The 18737-nt window shown below is 67.0% G+C and carries 19 protein-coding genes; 6 read left to right on the top strand and 13 right to left on the bottom strand.

Annotated elements, in window-relative coordinates; translation table 11 throughout:
* The first annotated feature begins 3 nt into the window (after window positions 1–3).
* Together hemE and XINFAN_RS07505 are read left to right on the top strand one after the other, a co-directional pair.
* Window positions 4–1044: a uroporphyrinogen decarboxylase gene (hemE, locus tag XINFAN_RS07510; RefSeq protein WP_124085866.1), complete on the top strand. Its 1041-nt coding sequence runs from the start codon at window positions 4–6 to the stop codon at window positions 1042–1044.
* Window positions 1041–1934, top strand: a complete 894-nt coding sequence (locus XINFAN_RS07505) for an EamA family transporter (protein ID WP_124085865.1) — start codon at window positions 1041–1043, stop codon at window positions 1932–1934. Before hemE ends, XINFAN_RS07505 begins: the two co-directional genes overlap by 4 nt.
* On the opposite strand, the gene XINFAN_RS07500 is transcribed toward XINFAN_RS07505, so the two are convergent.
* Window positions 1931–2284, bottom strand: a complete 354-nt coding sequence (locus XINFAN_RS07500; protein WP_124085864.1) for a hypothetical protein — start codon at window positions 2282–2284, stop codon at window positions 1931–1933. The genes XINFAN_RS07505 and XINFAN_RS07500 overlap by 4 nt on opposite strands.
* Before the next feature lies 1 nt (window position 2285).
* The gene (gene hemF / locus XINFAN_RS07495; protein ID WP_124085863.1) at window positions 2286–3149 is read right to left on the bottom strand and encodes an oxygen-dependent coproporphyrinogen oxidase; all 864 of its coding nucleotides are present in this window, start codon (window positions 3147–3149) and stop codon (window positions 2286–2288) included.
* A gap of 117 nt (window positions 3150–3266) precedes the next feature.
* Between hemF and XINFAN_RS07490 the strand changes: the two genes are divergently transcribed.
* Entirely contained in the window at window positions 3267–3671 is a 405-nt protein-coding gene (locus XINFAN_RS07490) for a hypothetical protein (protein ID WP_124085862.1), read from the top strand.
* Window positions 3672–3827: 156 nt separating this feature from the next.
* Here the strand turns inward: XINFAN_RS07490 and XINFAN_RS07485 are convergent, their stop codons facing one another.
* Genes XINFAN_RS07485 through clpS form a run of 3 tightly spaced genes read right to left on the bottom strand, consistent with a single transcriptional unit; the run spans window position 3828 to window position 5949 of the window.
* Window positions 3828–4640 carry an SDR family NAD(P)-dependent oxidoreductase gene (locus XINFAN_RS07485; protein ID WP_124085861.1) on the bottom strand — a complete coding sequence of 271 codons (813 nt, stop codon included), beginning with the start codon at window positions 4638–4640 and terminating at the stop codon, window positions 3828–3830.
* Window positions 4637–5632: a class I SAM-dependent methyltransferase gene (locus XINFAN_RS07480; protein ID WP_124085860.1), complete on the bottom strand. Its 996-nt coding sequence runs from the start codon at window positions 5630–5632 to the stop codon at window positions 4637–4639. Before XINFAN_RS07480 ends, XINFAN_RS07485 begins: the two co-directional genes overlap by 4 nt.
* A gap of 38 nt (window positions 5633–5670) precedes the next feature.
* Entirely contained in the window at window positions 5671–5949 is a 279-nt protein-coding gene (gene clpS, locus XINFAN_RS07475) for an ATP-dependent Clp protease adapter ClpS (protein WP_233352167.1), read from the bottom strand.
* A gap of 217 nt (window positions 5950–6166) precedes the next feature.
* On the opposite strand from clpS, the gene XINFAN_RS07470 reads away from it, so the two are divergent.
* Entirely contained in the window at window positions 6167–6874 is a 708-nt protein-coding gene (locus XINFAN_RS07470; protein ID WP_124085859.1) for an HAD family hydrolase, read from the top strand.
* A 187-nt stretch (window positions 6875–7061) separates the two neighbouring features.
* Window positions 7062–9020, top strand: a complete 1959-nt coding sequence (locus tag XINFAN_RS07465) for a serine hydrolase (protein ID WP_124085858.1) — start codon at window positions 7062–7064, stop codon at window positions 9018–9020.
* 70 nt (window positions 9021–9090) lie between these two features.
* Here XINFAN_RS07465 and ccoS read toward each other — a convergent pair whose 3' ends face one another.
* The 8 genes from ccoS to ccoN all read right to left on the bottom strand — a co-directional run bounded on the left by ccoS (window position 9091) and on the right by ccoN (window position 17629).
* Window positions 9091–9252 carry a cbb3-type cytochrome oxidase assembly protein CcoS gene (gene ccoS / locus XINFAN_RS07460; RefSeq protein ID WP_124085857.1) on the bottom strand — a complete coding sequence of 54 codons (162 nt, stop codon included), beginning with the start codon at window positions 9250–9252 and terminating at the stop codon, window positions 9091–9093.
* Between the two features lie 9 nt (window positions 9253–9261).
* Complete coding sequence (locus XINFAN_RS07455) at window positions 9262–11472, bottom strand: heavy metal translocating P-type ATPase (RefSeq protein WP_124085856.1); 2211 nt, start codon at window positions 11470–11472, stop codon at window positions 9262–9264.
* A 3-nt stretch (window positions 11473–11475) separates the two neighbouring features.
* Window positions 11476–11943 carry a FixH family protein gene (locus XINFAN_RS07450; protein ID WP_124085855.1) on the bottom strand — a complete coding sequence of 156 codons (468 nt, stop codon included), beginning with the start codon at window positions 11941–11943 and terminating at the stop codon, window positions 11476–11478.
* Between the two features lie 4 nt (window positions 11944–11947).
* The gene (gene ccoG, locus XINFAN_RS07445; protein ID WP_124085854.1) at window positions 11948–13387 is read right to left on the bottom strand and encodes a cytochrome c oxidase accessory protein CcoG; all 1440 of its coding nucleotides are present in this window, start codon (window positions 13385–13387) and stop codon (window positions 11948–11950) included.
* Between the two features lie 632 nt (window positions 13388–14019).
* Window positions 14020–15063 carry a cytochrome-c oxidase, cbb3-type subunit III gene (gene ccoP / locus XINFAN_RS07440; protein WP_233352165.1) on the bottom strand — a complete coding sequence of 348 codons (1044 nt, stop codon included), beginning with the start codon at window positions 15061–15063 and terminating at the stop codon, window positions 14020–14022.
* Complete coding sequence (locus tag XINFAN_RS07435) at window positions 15060–15257, bottom strand: cbb3-type cytochrome c oxidase subunit 3 (protein WP_124085852.1); 198 nt, start codon at window positions 15255–15257, stop codon at window positions 15060–15062. Before XINFAN_RS07435 ends, ccoP begins: the two co-directional genes overlap by 4 nt.
* A gap of 12 nt (window positions 15258–15269) precedes the next feature.
* Window positions 15270–16013 carry a cytochrome-c oxidase, cbb3-type subunit II gene (gene ccoO / locus XINFAN_RS07430; RefSeq protein WP_124085851.1) on the bottom strand — a complete coding sequence of 248 codons (744 nt, stop codon included), beginning with the start codon at window positions 16011–16013 and terminating at the stop codon, window positions 15270–15272.
* A gap of 11 nt (window positions 16014–16024) precedes the next feature.
* The gene (gene ccoN / locus XINFAN_RS07425) at window positions 16025–17629 is read right to left on the bottom strand and encodes a cytochrome-c oxidase, cbb3-type subunit I (protein ID WP_124085850.1); all 1605 of its coding nucleotides are present in this window, start codon (window positions 17627–17629) and stop codon (window positions 16025–16027) included.
* Between the two features lie 215 nt (window positions 17630–17844).
* On the opposite strand from ccoN, the gene XINFAN_RS07420 reads away from it, so the two are divergent.
* Window positions 17845–18690 carry a universal stress protein gene (locus XINFAN_RS07420; protein WP_124085849.1) on the top strand — a complete coding sequence of 282 codons (846 nt, stop codon included), beginning with the start codon at window positions 17845–17847 and terminating at the stop codon, window positions 18688–18690.
* Window positions 18691–18737 lie beyond the last annotated feature (47 nt).

Genomic DNA, 18737 nt, shown 5'->3' with positions numbered 1-18737 from the left:
AGCATGACCGGAAAGCCAGACAAGACCATCCTGCGCGCCCTGGCGGGCGAGACCCTGCCGGTGCCGCCGGTCTGGATGATGCGCCAGGCCGGCCGCTATCTGCCGGAATACCGCGCGACCCGGGCCGAGGCGGGGGATTTCCTGTCCTTGTGCTACAATCCCGAACTCGCCGCCGAAGTGACGCTGCAACCGATCCGCCGTTACGGTTTCGACGCGGCGATCCTGTTTGCCGACATTTTGCTGCTGCCGCAGGCTCTGGGGCGAGAGTTGTGGTTCGAGACCGGCGAGGGCCCGCGGATGGAGACCACGACCACCGCCACTGAGGTCGCCGCCCTGCGCCCGACCACGGCGATCCACGACACGCTCGCGCCGGTCTACGAGACGCTGCGCATCCTGAAACGCGAACTTCCCGAAGAGACCACGCTGATCGGCTTCGCCGGGATGCCCTGGACGGTGGCGACCTATATGATCGCCGGGCGCGGCAAAGAGGAACAGGCCGGCGCGCACCGGCTGAAAGCCGAAGACCGCGCGACGTTCGAGGCCCTGATCGACCGGCTGACCGAGGCCACGGTGGAATATCTCTCGGCCCAGGTCGAGGCCGGGGCCGAGGTGGTGAAGCTGTTTGATTCATGGGCCGGCAGCCTGAAAGGCCAGGATTTCCAGGATTTCGCGGTGAAACCCGCCGCAACGATCATCGCCGCGCTGAAGGCCCGCCACCCCGGCCTGCCGGTCATCGCCTTCCCGCGCGAGGCGGGCGAGGGCTATGTCGGCTTCGCCAAAGCCACCGGCGCCGATTGCGTCGCGGTGGACAATTCCGTCACCCCGGAATGGGCGGCGCAGCATGTGCAGAAGGACGGCTGCGTCCAGGGCAATCTGGCGCCGCATCATCTGGTCTCGGGCGGCGAGGATCTGATCCGCGAGACCCGCCGGGTGGTCGGAGCCTTCCGCAATGGCCCGCATATCTTCAACCTTGGCCATGGCATCACCCCCGACGCCGACCCCGAGAACGTGCGGATCATGATCGAGACGGTGCGCCAGGGATGATCCCGCTCTGGCCGCTGGTGACGGTGGCGGCGGCGGGTTTGCAGACCGCGCGCAACGCCACGCAATCGGGGCTGACCGCCCGGATCGGCACCATCGGCGCCACCCAGGTGCGCTTTCTGTTCGGCCTGCCGTTCGCGGTGCTGTTCCTGCTGGCGGCCGCCTGGCTCTCCGGCCAGCAGATCCCGGTGCCGGGCGCCGACGCGCTCGGCTTCGCCACGCTCGGCGGGTTGTCGCAGATCGCGGCCACAGCGCTGATGCTCTTGGTGATGAAGACCAACGGTTTCGGCATCTCGACCGCCTGGCTGAAGGGCGAGCCGGTGATCGTTGCGCTGATCGGCTGGGCGGTGCTGGGCGATCCGCTGACCGCGCCGATGCTGGCGGCGATCCTCGTCGCGGTTCTGGGTGTGCTGATCCTCTCGGTGCGGCCCGGCACCGGCGCGCAACTGGCGCAACTGCGCCCGGCGTTCCTCGGCCTGCTGGCGGGGGCCGGGTTCGGCCTTTCGGCCATCGGCTTTCGCGGCGGGGTCAATGCGCTGGACAGCGGCGATTTCCTGATCCGGGCGCTGACGCTGCTTGTGGTGTCGCTGGCGATCCAGAGCGCGGTGCTGATGGTCTGGATGCTGCTGTTCGACCGCAGGGCGCTGGTCGGCAGCCTTGGCGCCTGGCGGCCCTCGCTTGCCGCGGGGGTGCTTGGGGCAGCGGCCTCGGCCTGCTGGTTCATGGGCTTCGCGCTGACCTCGGCCGCGAATGTCCGCACGCTGGCGCTGATCGAGGTGGTCTTCGCGCTGATGGTGGCGCGCTGGCATTTCCGCCAGAAGATCACCCCCCGGCAACTGGCCGGGATCCTCGTGCTGCTGGCGGGCGTGGGGCTCTTGCTGACGCAGAGCTAGCCCCGGAACCGATCCCCCAGCATCTCGCGCAAGGCGGCCAGCGCCTCATCGGCGCTTTCGGTCTGCGGCCCGATCCTGACCGCGATGCTGCGCGCCCAGCCGACCTTCGCGGCTTTCGCGGCCGCGATCACGATCTCCAGCCCCTTGTCGGAGAGCGTGACGCTCTCCACCGCATCCTCGGCCCCGAGGCTTTCGTCCGAGACCTCGAACCAGACCGGCCCGCCGCCCAGGGGCTGGCGGAACAGCGCATAGGGATCTTCCTCGCCCTCGCCTTCGGCGAAACCGATGAAGATATGGCCCTCGTCCTCGACCACCGAGGCATAGAGGGCTTTCACGGTGATGTCGTTCATCTCAGATCCATTTCGCAAGCGGCGGCAGGCTCATCAGCACCGCATTGGCATCATGCCCGGTCTCCAGCCCGAATTTGGTGCCGCGGTCGTAGACGAGGTTGTATTCGGCATAGAGCCCGCGGTGGACAAGCTGCGCCTCGCGCTCGGCCTCGCCCCATGGCTGCGAGAGATGGCGTTCGGTAACCGGCAGGAAAGCGGGCAGGAAAGCCTCGCCCACGGCCCGGGTGAAAGCGAAATCGGCCTCCCAGTCGCCGGTGTTCAGATCGTCGTAGAAAATGCCGCCGACACCGCGCGCCCGGCCGCGGTGCGGGATGAAGAAATACGCGTCCGCCCAGGCCTTGAAGCGGTCGTAATAGGCGGGGTCATGGGCGTCGCAGGCCGCGCGAAGCTGCGCGTGGAAATGCGCGGTGTCCTCTGGGTATTCGATGCAGGGATTGAGATCGGCGCCGCCACCGAACCACGAGGCATGGGGCGTCCAGAACATCCGGGTGTTCATATGCACCGCCGGGCAATGCGGGTTCTGCATATGGGCGACGAGGCTGATGCCGGAGGCCCAGAACCGCGGATCCGTCTCCATCCCCGGCACGCCGCGCGCGGCCATCGCCTTTTGCGCCCGCTCGCCCAGAGTGCCGTGGACGGCAGACCAGTTCACGCCGACCTTCTCGAACACCCGCCCGCCGCGCATCACGCTCATGAGCCCGCCGCCGCCGTCTTCGCGGGTGGTGGGGGTCACCTCAAACCGGCCCGGGGGGGCGTCGCCGCCCGCGCGGTCTTCGAGATCCTCGAAGGCCAGGGTGATGCGGTCGCGCAGAAGGCGGAACCATTCGGCCGCCCGCGCCTTGTATTCTGTGAAATCCGTGCCCATTCTTCTTTCGTCCCAACGGCCAGACCTTGCCTATCACCGCCCGCGTCCGCCTCCAACCCGTTTGGCAGAGCCAGCACCATATGCCAGGCTGAAGCCCCCGATCCTGCGAGTCGCGTCATGAAGAAAATCGCCGCCTTCACCCTTCTGTCGGTCCTTGCCGCCTGCGGCACCCCGCAGGAGCAATGTATCAGCCGCAACACCCGCGACCTGCGCACGGTGGAAAAGCTGATCCAGGAGACCCAGGGCAATCTGGACCGCGGCTATGCGATCGAGCGCTATACCGTCACCGTGCCCGACTGGGAGCCCTGCATCCGCTACATCCCCGGCACCGCCGAGGATCCGACGCCGCGCCCGGTGACCACCACCTGCCGCAGCTTCGACACCGAGACGAGAACCCGCCCGCGCACCATCGACCTTGCCGCCGAGGCGAAGAAGCTGGAGCAGCTGAAGGTGAAACAGCGCGAGTTGTCGCGGCAGGCGACCTCGGTCGTGGCGCAGTGCCGCGAGCTTTACCCGGAGTGATTGTGGCGGCCGCGGATGGGGGCCCTGCCCCCGTCTTCGCTTACGCGAAGACTCCCCCGGGATATTTAGAGACAGAAAATGAGCCTGGAGCGGACTTGCATATTTTCTGTCTTTAAATATCCCCGCCGGAGGCTGCCGAGGCTGCCGCGGGGCGCATCAGAAGGCAGGAGCGGCCACCGCATCGAGAAGGCCGCGGCCGCCATCCACCACCAGCACCTGGCCGGTCACGAAACGCGCGGCCTCCGAGACGAGATATTGCACCGTCTCGACCAGTTCGTCGGGCGCGGCGATCCGCCCCAGTGGTGTGCCGGATTCGATCCGCTTACGCAGATCGGGGGCGTCCTTCAGCGCCGATTGCAGGCTCGCGCTCATCACCGAGCCGATGGAGACCGCGTTCACCCGGATCCCCTTCGGCGCCAGCGCCACCGCAAGCGTGCGCGTCATCTGCTCGACCGCCGCCGAGGCCATGGAATATCCCAGCAGTTCCGGCTGCACCCGGACCGCCGCCACCGAGGAGAAATTCACGATGGAGCCGATCGGCGTGCCGGGCTCGGTCTGCGCCTTTTCCGCCATGGCGATCATCCGCCGCGCCACCAGTTGGCTGAGGCGCAGCGTCGAGAGCACGTTCTGCTGCCAGAGCGTCTCGACCTGATCCTCATCGGGGTTCAGCGTCTCGGACAGGGCGCAGCGGCGGCTGGCGTTCACCAGGATGTCGATCCGGTCGAAGGCGTCCACCGTGGCCGAGACGAGATTGACGAGATTGAGCTTCTTCGTCAGATCGCCCGCGAACAGCCGGGCCGGGCCATCGGTGCGGGCGGCCTCGCCCAGTTCGGCCCCGAGCCGCGCCTCGTCGCTGTCCGCGAGCATGACATTGGCGCCCCGGTCCAGCAGATGCCGCGCCACCGCGAGGCCGAGGCCGCTGGCGGCGCCGGTGACGATGGCGGTCTTGCCGGTGATCGAAAAGCTCATCCCTGCCTCGTGGCATTGCGGCGCGGTTTGATGGCGCGGATCACCCGGAAGGCATTGGTCTGCGCCACGGTCTCATGCTCCAGGAAATGCGCCGACAGCGCCTCGTCGTAAGGCAGATGCCGGTTCGCGACCAGCCAGAGCGCGCCATCGGGCGCGAGCATCCGCCGCGCGGCCTGGATGAAGCCGACGCCCAGAGACGGATCGGCGGCACGTCCGGTGTGGAAGGGGGGGTTCGTCACCACGGTCTCGGCCAGGTTTTCGGGGCGGAAGGTCAGCGCATCGGCCCAGTGGAAACGGGCTCGCGTGTCCTGGATATTCTCGCGCGCGCAATCGAGCGCCGTGGCCTCGGCCTCGACCAGGTCGAGCCGTTTGACGCCTTCGCGCGCCAGGATCGCGCGCGACAGATAGCCCCAGCCCGCGCCGAGATCGACCACCTTGGGGCCAAGTTTCAAGGGCAAAGCCTGCGCCAGCAGCTCCGAGCCCGGGTCCGGCCCGTCGGCCGAGAACACGCCCGGGCGGGTGACGAAGCCCTCCGCGATCTGGCGGGGCGCGGCGGCCCAGGCGGCGAGTTCCGGCCCGGCGGGAAAGACGGCGATCCGGCCATGGGCCTTTGACAGCACCTCTGACAGAGCGACGCGGGATTTCAGTTCCTTCAGAACCGCCTCGATCCCGTCGGTCTTCTGGCCGTCGACCGCCACCGGCCCGCCGGGGACGACCGAGGCCGCCGCCTCGGCCAGAACCGCGCGGGCATGATCGCGGGCGCGCGGCAGGCAGACCAGCGCCGCGGCATAGGGCGGCTCTCCGGTGACGGCATAGCCGCGCGACGCGAAATGATCGTGATCGGGGCGGAAGCCGGTCAGCACCACCAGCCGGTCTTGCGGCAAGGCCGACAGATCATCGCCCGCCACCGGGCGGAAAACCGCGATCCTTCCGGTTTCGGGAAGCGTCAATACGCCCTGCGTGAGGGCCAGGTCGATCCGGGAATGGCGCATGCATTGCCTTGCTTATGGGTCGGGCGGCACCGCGCCGCCTATTCCTTTTCCATCGTGCATTGCAGCGGATGCTGATGCCGGCGCGCGAAATCCATCACCTGCGCCACCTTGGTCTCGGCCACCTCGAACGAGAACACGCCAACCACGGCAAGGCCCTTCTTGTGCACCGTCAGCATGATGTCGAAGGCCTGGGCGTGGTTCATGCCGAAGAACCGCTCAAGGATATGGACGACGAATTCCATCGGCGTGTAGTCGTCGTTCAGCAGCAGGACCTTGTAAAGCGGCGGGCGCTGCGTCTTCGGCTTCGGCTTGGCCAGAAGCGACGTCTCCTCGCCCGGACCGCCGGCACCCGGACCATCCTTCCGGTCAGCCAGGATATGGGGTTGATAAGACAAGGTTGGTGTCTCCGCTGGGCCGGGGGGAATCGTCATAAGAACAGCTTCCCTGAAATATAATGGGTTTTCCCTGAACGAAAAGGGGCAGGGATTGCCTTGACCGTCTTTGACCGGCAAGAGGGGCGCAAAGGGGAAACGCATGATCTCGGCCATCGGTTTCGACGCGGACGACACGCTCTGGCAAAACGAGGCCTGGTTCCGCCTGACGCAGGAGCGTTTCACCGACCTTCTGCGCGATTACGCCGATCCGCACCGCCTGCACGAAAGGCTGCTCGCGGCCGAGCGGCGCAACATCGGCGCCTATGGCTTCGGGGTGAAGGGCTTCACGCTCTCGATGATCGAGACCGCCATCGAAGTGACCGAGGGCCGGGTGCCGGCCTCGGTGATCTCGGAACTGCTGGGCTCGGGGCGGGCGATGCTGGATCATCCGGTGGAGCTTTTGCCCCATGCGCGCGAAACGGTTCAGGCGCTGGCGGGGCGGTTCCGGCTGATTCTGATCACCAAGGGCGACCTGCTGCATCAGGAGCGCAAGCTGGCGCAATCGGGACTGGGGGATTTCTTCGACGCGGTGGAAATCGTCTCGGACAAGACGCCCCAGGTCTACCAGCGGATCTTCGCGCGCCATGGGAGCGGGGCGGACCGGGCGCTGATGACCGGCAATTCGATGAAATCCGATGTGGTCGCGGCAATCGACGCCGGCGCCTGGGCGGTGCATGTGCCCCACGGCCCGGCATGGGAGCTGGAATCGGCCGATGAACCGGCGGAAAACCCCCGTTACCGCAGCCTGCCGGACCTCTCGGGCCTGCCCGGGCTGGTCGAGGAACTGGCCGCCAGCCCCTGGGAATAGCGCGCACGGGCAGCCCGCGCCCAGGATATGGCCGCTGCTGCGCCCGGGCCACAAGTCGGGCAAGCTGCTGAAAGTCTTTGAAACTTGTGGGTTTTCCGGCGCATCGCTCTGTGTTAGCCTCGGGTCCAGGCAGAAATGAGGCCCCGCCAAAAAACAGGGGCCCGGACAGGCAAAAAGGAACGGCGACGTGGCATCGCTTATCGGGCGGTTTCTCCGCACCCTGACGATTGTTCTGGCGTTCTTCGCACATCTGGCCGCTGCGCCGGTGCAGGCCGCCCCCTTCGCTGCCATCATCATGGATGCGCGCACCGGCGAGACTTTGTGGTCGCAGAACGCGGACACCCAGCTTCACCCGGCGTCGCTGACCAAGATGATGACGCTCTACATCACCTTCCAGGAGATCCAGGCGGGCCGTATGTCGCTCGATACCGTGGTTACGGTGTCGAAACATGCCGCCGCACAGCCGCCGTCGCGGCTCGGGCTGAAACCAGGGCAGAAGATCAAGGTGCGCTATCTGATTCGCGCCGCCGCGATCAAATCCGCCAATGACGCGGCCGCGGCGCTCGGGGATCACATCGCCGGATCGGAATCGGCCTTCGCGCAGCGCATGACCCGCACCGCCCGCGCGCTCGGGATGAAGAACTCGACGTTCAAGAACGCCCATGGGCTGACCGCGCCCGGCCATCTGTCGAGCGCACGCGACATGACGCTGCTCGGGCGGCATCTGTTCTACGATTTCCCGCAATATTACAACATCTTCTCGCGCCGCACCGCCGATGCGGGGATCGCCCAGGTCAACAACACCAACACCCGTTTCCTCGACGGATACGAGGGGGCCGACGGGATCAAGACCGGCTATACGGTGGCCGCGGGCTTCAACCTGACCGCCTCGGCCAAGCGCGGCGACAAGCGCATCATCGCGACCATCTTCGGCGGATCCTCCACCGCGCAGCGCAACGCGAAGATGGTCGAGCTGATGAACAAGGGCTTCGGCCTTGCCGGGAACAAGGTGAAAGAGAAACGTCCGGATGCCGCGCCGGTTCCCGATCAGAACGTGATCGCCGATCTGGTGGCCGAGGCCGCGAGCGGCATCGACACGCCCGATGCACCGGGCGGCGCCGCCAAGACCATCCGCGTCTCGGGCGAGGTCCTGCGCTCGCCGCGGCCCAAACCCCGGCCCGGTGCGGCTGCGGCCCCGGCGATGGTCGCCGAAGCCGCCGCGCCGCAGGTGCCCGATGCTCTGGCCGCCGCCATCGCCGAAGGGGTGGAAAGCGCGATTGCCGAGGCCGTGGCCGAGCCGCCCCCCGCAGGAACGCTGGAGGCCCAGGTCGTGGCGCTGGCCGAACCGGCCCCCGCAGTCGCAGCCCCGGGCGAGGCGCCCGCCGGATCGCTGGAGGCCCAGGCCGGAGCCCTGGCGGCAGGCGCCGCGCCCGGCGGTCTTGAGGCTCAGGCCATGGCGCTGGCCGCGGGTGAGGCTCCGGCGGAGACGCCCGCCCCTGCGACAGATCCGGCGCTTGCCGGTCTGCGGCCGCAGCCGCGCCCCGAACATCTGGCGCAGCCCGGGGCCGCCCCTGCTGCGGAAACCCTGGTGGCAGAAGCCGCGCCCGCCCCAGCGCCGGTGCTGGAAACCGTCGCCCCGGCGGAAGAGGTGATGCTGGCCGTGGCGCCGGCAGAGCCCGCGCCCGCCGATCTGCCCTTCGCGCTGGCGGAACCGGAGGCCTGGGAGGCCGCAGCCGAACAGCAGGTGACCGCGGTGGAAACCGTCGCCGCCGATGCGACGGCGGTGATCGAAGAGCCTGCCGCGCCCGCCCGCAAGGCGCCGATCTTCGACAGCGTGGCGCTCGCCTCGGCCGAACCCGCCGCCGCGCCGGAAGAAGAACTGGTGGTGATCTCGAAATCCACCTCGGGCTCGCGGGGCTGGGGGGTTGCGGTCGGCGCCTATGCCTCGCGCTATGAGGCCGAGCGCGCGCTGCTGAAGACCGGCCTCGCGGAAAGCGCCACCCTGGATCAGGGCCTGCGCAAAGTGACCGAACGCGGCGGCAAATACCGCGCCTCGTTCCTCGGCCTCAGCGAGGATCAGGCTGATCTGGCCTGCCGCCGCCTGCGCGCGCGCGGCATGGCCTGCGAGACGATGGGGCCGGCGTAAGCCCCCCTGCCCCGCCAAAAGAAAACGGCCGCACCCCCGGGGATGCGGCCGTTTTGCTTTCAGGCGGCTGTCAGTCGGGCCGGGGCCGGTCGTCCCAGTCGCCGGTGAGGATGCGGTTCGCATCGCCCTCGGGGTCGTCGAACTGGCGGGTGCGCATCGCCCAGATGAAAGCCACCAGCCCCACGCCGCCCATGAAAAGCGAAACCGGAATCAATATACCAAGGATTTCCATCGCTTTCCCCTATTTCAGCCGCAGCGCGTTCAGCGACACGGTGATCGACGACAGAGACATCGCCAGCGCCGCCGCTAAGGGCGTCGCCAGCCCCATCAGCGCCAGCGGCACCGCGATGATATTGTAACCGGCCGAAATCTGAAAGTTCCCGATGATCCGGCGCGAGGCCTGGCGGCTGATGCGGATCGCATCCGCAATCGGCGACATATCCTGGCCCAGAAGCACGATGTCCGAAGCCACCCGCGCCGCATCCAGCGCCGAGGCAGGCGAGATCGAGACATGCGCCTCGGCCAGCGCGCCGGTGTCGTTCAGCCCGTCGCCCACCATCAGCACATGGCGCCCCGCCGCTTTCAGATCGGCGACGCGGCGGGCCTTTTCGGCCGGCAGCACACCCGCCGACCAGTCGTCGATCCCGAGCTTCGCCGCCAGCGCGCCCACCGCCGCAGGCGTATCGCCCGACAGGAGCACGATCTTCTGTCCACCGGCTTTCAGCGCCGCCATCAGTTCCGTCACGCCCGGACGCAGCCGGTCGGTGAAGGTGAAGGCTCGCGGATCGCCCTCGCCCGCAGCAAGGTAAGTCGCGGTTTCGCCCACGCCCTCGGCACCGCACCATTCGGCGCGGCCCAGTCGGACGCGCAGCCCCTTCCAGCGGCCCTCGACGCCGTAGCCCGGCACTTCGCGGATCTCCTCGACCAGCGCGGGCCGCACGCCGCGCGCGCGCGCCGCCTCGGCCAGCGCCAGCGCCAAAGGATGCGACGAGGCCCCCGCCAGCGCCAGCGCGACCTCTTGCGCGGCAAGCGGATGGGCGTCGAAATCGGCGGCCTCGGGCGCGCCCATGGTCAGGGTGCCGGTCTTGTCGAACACCACCGTATCGACCTGGGCCATGCGTTCCAGCGCGGTGCCCTGTTTGATCAGCATCCCCTTGCGGAACAGCCGCCCCGAGGCCGAGGTCAGCACCGCCGGCACCGCAAGCCCAAGCGCACAGGGGCAGGTGATGATCAGCACGGCGGCCATGATATTGACCGACAGCCGCAGATCGCCCGCCGTGTAGATCAGCCAGCCGGTGAAGGCGACCGCCGCCAGCACATGGACAATCGAGGAATAGGCATGCGCCGCCTTTTCCGCGAGCGAGGTGTATTTCGTCTTGGCCGCCTCGGCCACCGCGACCAGATCGGCCATCCGGTGCAGCGAGCTGTCTCGGCCCGCCGCGGTGGTGCGCAGGGTCAGCGGGCCGGTCAGGTTGACCTCGCCCGCGCTGACCATCACGCCGGGGGCGACCGCGACCGGCAGGGTCTCGCCCGTCAGCAGGCTGCGGTCGATCTCGGACGCGCCCTTGATCACCTCGCCATCGACCGGCATCCGCCCGCCGGGGCGCACCAGCACCAGATCGCCGGGGATCACCTCGGCGATGGATTTCGTGACCTCGGCGCCGTCCTGGATCACGATGGCGCGCGGCACTTCCAGCGCGGCAAGCTCCTGCGCGGCCGAGCGCGCGATGGCGCGGGTGCGGTGGTCGAGATAGCGCCCGATCAACAGGAAGAAGGTCAGCATCACCGCCGCGTCGAAATAGGCATGCGGGCCGGAGTTGATGGTCTCGAAGATCGAAATGCCGCAGGCCAGCACGATGGCGAGGCTGATCGGGAAATCCATCCCGAGCCGCCCGGCCTTCAGCGACTTCCACGCCGATTTGAAGAACGGCTGGCTGGAGAACACCACCGTCGGCAGCGCAATCGCGCCCGAGATCCAGTGGAACATGTCGCGCGTCGCGCCCTCGGCCCCCGACCAGACCGCGACCGACAGGAGCATCACGTTCATCATCGAGAAGAACGCGACCCCCATCCGCATCAGAAGATCGCGGCTCTGCCGGTCGGTCTCGGTCACGGACAGAAGACCCGGGTCCAGCTCGTAAGCCTCGTATCCCGCGGCGTCGAGCACCGCGATCAGCTGGTCGGGCGTGATCCCGGGCGCGGCATCGACCGAAACCCGTTTCAGCGTCAGATTGAGCCGGGCCGAGCGCACGCCCTCCTGCCGTTCCAGCGCCTTTTCCACCGTCGAGATACATTCCGCGCAATGGGCGGCGGGCAGCGAGAGGATGATCCGCGCGTCTTTGGGGGCCTGGCGCGCCAGATCCGCTGCTGCGGGGGCGACGGCGCAGGCCGGACAGGCAGAAATGCCGCCCGGGGTCATGGCGCCGTCGATATCGCTGCCCGCGATGCTCATGAATCAGTTCCTCACGATGAAGTCGTCGCGGCGCTCGAACAGGGTGCCGTCTTTGGCCACGGCGGTGATCTTCATCATCCACTCGCCGGTGGGCAGTTCGACATCCGCCTCGTAAGAGCCGTTCAGCCAGGTGAACTCCGGCTGGGTATCGTCGCGCGCGATGGTGGTGCGGCCGATCAGAACCTTCAGCTCCGAGACCTCGACCGGGGCGCCCGCCGCATCGGTGAACGACAGCCGGAAGCGGCCATCGCCGTAGTCATGCGCGACCGTCCAGCCAAGCGCCTCCTGCGCGGCGCGGCGCGCGTCGAAATTCTGGCCGGCGACGTAAGAGCTTTGCACGTCGAGCCCCGGGAAGGTCGAAACCGCTTTCCAGGCCAGCACCAGATTGACCCCGATGATCACCCCGAAAGCACAAAGCACAATCGCCAGAACGTGCCGCCCCTTCAACTCGCGCGCGCGGGCCTCGGTCATGGGCTCAGCCTCCCTTTCCGTTGAAGACAGTGTTTCGCGCCACCCGGTCGCCCGCGGGCGAACCAGCGCCCGGGACGGCCTCGCCCTCGATCCAGATCTGCACCTCGCTACGCGGCGCCTCGGCGGCGGTGCTGCCGGGCGCGGCGGTCAGATAAAGACGCACATGCGCGGTTTCGTTCGCGGGCACTTCGATCCGCGCGCCCTCGACCCCTTCGATCGCCACATTCAGCGGCGCATCGGCGGCGACCGAGAAATCGAACCAGCGCGGCTCGCCCTGCATGTTGCGCAGGCGGATGTCGTAGGTGTTGCGGATGGTGCCGTCCGACAGAACCACATAGGTCGGATTCCTGACCGGCGTGACGTTCACGTCGATGGCCGAGCGCAGGAACAACGCCACCACCAGCGCGACCCCCACCCCCGTCCACAAGGCGGTGTAGAGGATGGTGCGCGGGCGCAGCACGTGTTTCCAGACCGGAATCGGCGCCCCGCCCTGGCGTTCGCGGGTTTCGTCGGTCAGCGCGATATAGTCGATCAGACCGCGCGGCTTGCCGATCCGGTCCATCGTATCGTCGCAGGCGTCGATGCAGAGCCCGCAGGTGATGCAGGCCAGTTGCTGGCCGTTCCTGATGTCGATGCCCATGGGGCACACGTTCACACAGGCCATGCAGTCGATGCAATCGCCGTTTCCGGCGACGCTCTGCTTGCCGCGCGGCTCTCCCCGCCAGTCGCGATAGGCGATGGTGATGGTGTCCTCGTCCATCATCGCGGCCTGAATCCGCGGCCAGGGGCAGGCGTAGATGCAGATCTGCTCGCGCGCGAAGCCGCCGAAGGCGAAGGTGGTCAGCGTCAGGATCAGCATGGTGATCCAGGCGACCGGATGGGCCTCGAAGGCCAGAAGATCGCGCAGGAGCGTGGGCGCATCGGTGAAATAGAAGATCCAGGCGCCGCCGGTCGCCAGGGCGATCAGGAACCAGACCGTCCATTTCAGCCCGTATTTGCGCAGCTTCTCGCCGTTCCATTTCTGGCGGTGCAGCCGGATGCGGGCGTTGCGGTCGCCCTCGACCCATCGCTCGACCAGGATGAAAAGGTCGGTCCAGACCGTCTGGGGGCAGGCATAGCCGCACCAGACCCGCCCGGCGGCCGAGGTGAACAGGAACAGCCCCAGCCCCGCCATGATCAGAAGGCCCGCGACGAAGTAGAACTCGTGCGGCCAGATCTCGATCATGAAGAAGAAGAAGCGCCGGTTGGCCAGATCGACCAGCACCGCCTGGTCTGGCAGGTTCGGGCCCCGGTCCCAGCGGATCCAGGGCGTCAGGTAGTAGATCCCCAGCGTGAACGCCATGATCCACCATTTGGCGGTGCGGAACTTGCCTTTGACGCGGCGGGGAAAGATCGGCTCACGCGCCGCATAGAGGCTGGGCGGGCTGGCTTCGGGACTGGACACAGAATTCTCCGGGGATTCGGCTGTGGGATAATCTATCGCAAAAGGATCGGAACCCGTCATTGACATGCGTCAATATTCCATCGCCGATACAACTTTGATCCGACACCACGCCGCAGGGCGATTTTGCCGCAGCCCCGCGGTGGGTGGCGGACGGCAAGGCCCCGGTCCCCCCATGGAAACGCGCGAACAGGAGGGAGGTCCGGGGCCGCACCCTGAACCGACCGAGGCCCGTCCGGGGTGTATCCCCTGATGGCAGAGCCGCGCGGCCGGCGCCTTGACATGGGTCAAACCGGGGGCCGTGCCGTCAGACATCATCTTCGCCCCCGCGACGAAAGAGGATTCGGCGCGGGCGCGATAAAGCGCCACACAGGCCTTAGCCCCTGGTCGGCCGGGGTCCGCGGAGATCGCTCCGGCCTGCGGCGCCCGCATCTGGCCAGGATGGATCCGCATGGCAGCGGAGGCCGCAGCCCTCTCCGGCGCGATGCCCGCGTTATGGTCCAGATGCCAGACCGCCCCCGGCGCCTGAGCCTGTGGTTCTGTCCGAAATCCACCATATGCGGCGGTTTTCTGCCCGCTCCAAAGAACAAGGGCCCCGCGAGGGGGCCCTTGCCGTTCGCCGTATCGGGCTTGGCTTATTCGCCGCCGCCCAGGCTGTGGACATACCAGGCGACCGCGCGGATCTCGTCCTCGGTCAGCCGGGCGTTCCAGTTCGGCATCACCCCGAAGCGCGCGAAATTCACGCTGTGGGTGATCGCCTCGCGCGAGCCGCCATAGAGCCAGACCGCATCGGTCAGGTTCGGCGCGCCCTGGGAACGGTCGCCCTTACCGTCTTCCATATGGCACGACGAGCAGTTGTCGGCGAAGACCGTGGCCCCGTCCGCAGCAAGCGCGGCGTCATGTTCCTGGCCCGAGAGTTGCAGGACATATTCCACCACCCCGGCGATCTGCTCTTTCTCAAGCAGTTCGTCGGCGCCGAATTTCGGCATTTCCGAATAGCGCGCATCGCCGTCGGTCGTGTTGCGGATGCCATGGGTCACCGTGTAGTGGATCGACTCCATGTCGCCGCCCCAGAGCCAGTCGTCGTCCAGCAGGTTCGGATAGCCGAGTTGCTGGACCCCCGCCGCCCCGGCGCCGTGGCACTGGGCGCAATGGGTGCGGAAGATGGCGGCGCCGGCATTCTCGGCGAAGCTGGCCAGCTGCGCATCGTCGCCGATCGCGTTCAGATCGGTCTCGACCAGCTGCGCCTTGACCCCGGCGTTCTTGTCTTCCCAGCCGGCGATCTCGGCCGAGACGGCGGCGCGGTTGTCCTGGCCGATCACGCCCTGGGTGACGCCCGATATCAGCGGCCAGGCCGGATATGCGATCGTATAGGCGATGCCCCAGATGATCGTCAGATAGAACACCCAGACCCACCAGCGCGGCATCGGGTTGTCGTATTCCTCGATCCCGTCCCAGGAGTGGCCGGTGGTGGCCACTTCGGCGGGCAGCCTGCCGCGGGCGGCGGCCTTGCGGGCCTTCGCCTTCGGCACCGGATCGTGCAGCGCCTTGCCCTGGGCCTCGCCGCCCGGATGGGCGAGGATATCGGCCTTGTGCTTCTCGTCAGCCGACAGCCGGTCAAGCTCGATCCGGTTGTCGGGGTTGTGCGGGCTGTCGTGTTTGTCGTCGCCGGCCATCAGAGGGCCTCCTCGTCGCGGGTCCCGGCCTGCGGGACTGGCTTCTGCTCGTTGCGGAAGATCGAACTGGCGATCTCCTCATGCGTCTTGCGGCTGCCGGGCCGGAAGGCCCAGGCGATGATCCCGAGGAAGCACAGGGTCATGACCAGAAGGCCCCAGCTGTCGGCCAGAGTGCGCAGGAAAGAATAGGTCTCCATCTCTGCCCCTCCTCAGCGCGTCGGATCTGGAGTGAAGGTCGAGAAATCGACCATCGTGCCGAGGACCTGCATGAAGGCGATCAGCGCGTCCATCTCGGTCAGGGCTGCCTGGCCGTCGAAGTTGCGCACATTGACCGCGCGCCCGAAGGCCGCTTCGCCATAGCGTTCCTGAAGGCCGTCGCTGTCGGCATCGGGATTGGCCTGGGCCAGGAAGTCGGCCTTCGCATTGGCGATCATGTCCTCGCTGTAGGGCACGCCCACCAGCGCATGGGTTCTGACCACATCCTCGATATAGCGGCCGTCGATCACCCGTTTGGCCAGGAAGCCATAGGGCGGCATCAGCGATTCCGGCACCACCTGCTTGGCATCCATGAAGTGGTCGACATGCCATTCGTCGGAATAGCGGCCGCCCACCCGGGCCAGATCCGGCCCGGTGCGCTTGGAGCCCCACTGGAACGGATGGTCATACATCGACTCGGCCGCCAGCGAGTAATGGCCGTAGCGGGTGATCTCGTCGCGCATCGGGCGGATCATCTGGCTGTGACAGTTGTAGCAACCCTCACGGATGTAGATGTCGCGCCCGGCCAGTTCCAAAGGCGTGTAGGGGCGCATCCCCTCCACCTTTTCGATGGTGTTCTCCAGGTAGAACAGGGGAACGATCTGCACGAGGCCGCCGATGGTCACGACCAGAAAGGCCAGAACCATCATCAGCGTGGCATGGGTTTCGATCTTCTTGTGTTTCTCTAGAATGGACATCTGTTTCCCGCTCACTCTGCCGGGATGGCATTGTTGGCATTGACCGGCGCGCGGGCGTCCTGGGCGCGCACGGTCATCCAGAGGTTGTAGGCCATGATGAGGCCGCCCAGCAGGTACATCGCCCCGCCCAGGGCACGCACGACGTTCATCGGGAATTTCGAACCCACGGTGTCAGCGAAGGCGTTGACAAGGAAGCCGTTCGCGTCGACCTCACGCCACATCAGCCCTTCCATGATGCCCGAGACCCACATCGACGAGGCGTAGAGCACGATGCCGATGGTGGCGAGCCAGAAGTGCCAGCTCACGAGCCGCAGGCTGTAGAGGCCCTCACGGTTCCAGAGCCGCGGCGTCAGATAGTAGAGCGCGCCGAAGGTGATCATGCCGTTCCAGCCAAGGGCGCCGGAATGCACGTGGCCGATGGTCCAGTCGGTATAGTGGCTCAGCGAGTTCACCGCCTTGATCGACATCATCGGACCCTCGAAGGTCGCCATGCCGTAAAAGCCGATCGCCACCACCATCATGCGGATCACCGGGTCGGTGCGCAGCTTGTCCCAGGCACCCGAAAGCGTCATCAGACCGTTGATCATGCCGCCCCACGAAGGCATCCACAGGATCACCGAGAACACCATCCCCAGGGTCGCGGCCCATTCCGGCAGCGCGGTGTAATGCAGGTGGTGCGGGCCGGCCCAGATATACAGGAAGATCAGCGCCCAGAAGTGGATGATCGACAGCTTGTAGCTGTAGACCGGACGCTCGGCCTGTTTCGGCACGAAATAATACATCATGCCAAGGAAGCCCGCGGTCAGGAAGAAGCCCACGGCGTTATGGCCATACCACCACTGGATCATGGCGTCCTGCACGCCCGAGGTAAGCTGCACCGACTGCGAGCCGAAGACAGAAACCGGCACCGCCATGTTGTTCACGAGGTGCAGCATGGCGATGGTCAGGATGAACGAGAGGTAGAACCAGTTCGCCACATAGATATGCGGCTCTTTGCGGTTCATCAGCGTGCCGGCATAGACCGCAAGGAAGGCGACCCAGACCACGGTGATCAGGATGTCGACATACCAGACCGGCTCGGCATATTCCTTCGACTGGGTGCCGCCGAGGATATAGCCGGTCGCCGCCAGAACGATCACCAGCTGCCAGCCCCAGAACACGAACCAGGCCAGGTTGCCGCCCCAGAGCCGCGCCGCCGAGGTGCGCTGCACCACGTAGAAGGCGGTGCAGATCAGCGCGTTGCCGCCAAAGGCGAAGATCACCGCGCTGGTGTGCAGCGGCCGCAGCCGTCCGAAATTGCCGATGCCCTGCAATACCTCAAAGTTCAGCCAGGGGAACGAAAGTTGCAGCGCGATGACCACGCCGACAAGAAAGCCCACGACACCCCAGAAGGCGGTGGCGATCACGCCCAGACGGATCACGCCGTCAAGATATTCGTTCCGGTTGACCACCTTCGGCTCGCCCACGCCGCGAAGGACCACCACGAAGGCGATACCCGCAGCCAGAGCGACGGTGATTGCGTTGACCAGATAGGCCAGATCGCGGGCGTGATTGGCCGCGATCGCGGCCAGCACCGCGATGGCGCCAAGCGCGATCAGTTTCGCATAATCCCACATGAATGCGTTCCCTCGTCTCTCGTTATCCGGGCCGGAGGCGCATACGACTCGCCCCCGGACAGGGTTTTCGACTAGTGTCCTTGTGATCTGCCCGCAACCGGCGCGCATTGATCTGCGTCAACACGTCCCGGCCCGGCATTTGACATTCATCAAAGCGCAGCATCCGCTCTGCGCCTAGTCTTTTCGCAAGCTGAACCCCGGACGGAGGTATCCCGATGGCCTATAAATCCCTGCTGACCGTTGCCAGCTCTGCCGCCGGGCTTCCCGTCGCGGTGGATGCCGCCGCAAAAATCGCGCTCGAAATGGACGCGCATCTCGAAACCCTTGCGCTCGGCGTCGACCGCTCGCAGCTCGGCTATGCCTATATCGGCTCGGGCGCGATGCTGATGCAGGTCGCGATGGAGCGCGCCGCCGAAGAGGTCGCCGCCAACGAGGCCGGGCTGCGCGCCGCGCTCTCGGCCCAGGGCCAGGATCTGCGCTGGTCGATCGATTCGGCGGTCAGCCAGCTCGGCGCGCTCAGCGAGCTGGTGGGCGCGCGGGCGCGCTATGCCGATCTGGTGGTGCTGCCCAAACCCTATCTCGACGGCGCCGGCCCCGAAGCCGAGGCTGTGGCCGAGGCGGCGATGTTCGAGGGCATGGCGCCGGTGCTGATCGTTCCCGAAACCGGCCTTGCCTCGCCGGTCCCGAAACGCATCGTGCTGGCCTGGAACCAGAGCCGCGAGGCCATGGTCACCGCGCGGCGCGCGCTGCCCTTCCTGAAACGCGCCGAACAGGTGGTGATCACCGTGGTCGACCCGCCCGCCCACGGGCCGGAGCGCTCAGACCCCGGCGGCATGCTGTGCCAGCTTCTGGTGCGCCACGGAGTCCGGGCCGAGGTCGCGGTGCTGGCGCGCACCCTGCCGCGGATTTCCGAAGTTCTGGCAAGGCAATGCCAGGATCTCGACGCCGATATGCTGGTGATGGGCGCCTATGGCCATTCGCGCTTCCGCGAGGCGATCCTCGGCGGCGCCACCCGTAACATGCTGGAACAGACCAAAGTGCCGGTGCTCATGGCGCATTGAGAACAGCCCCCGGCGGCGGTGCCCCGCATCTGCCGGGGAAGCCTCCG

The organism is Pseudogemmobacter humi, assembly GCF_900609055.1.
GTDB lineage: Bacteria > Pseudomonadota > Alphaproteobacteria > Rhodobacterales > Rhodobacteraceae > Pseudogemmobacter > Pseudogemmobacter humi.
Note: the sequence above shows the minus strand (reverse complement) of the source record. Positions and strands in the feature narration are given on the sequence as shown.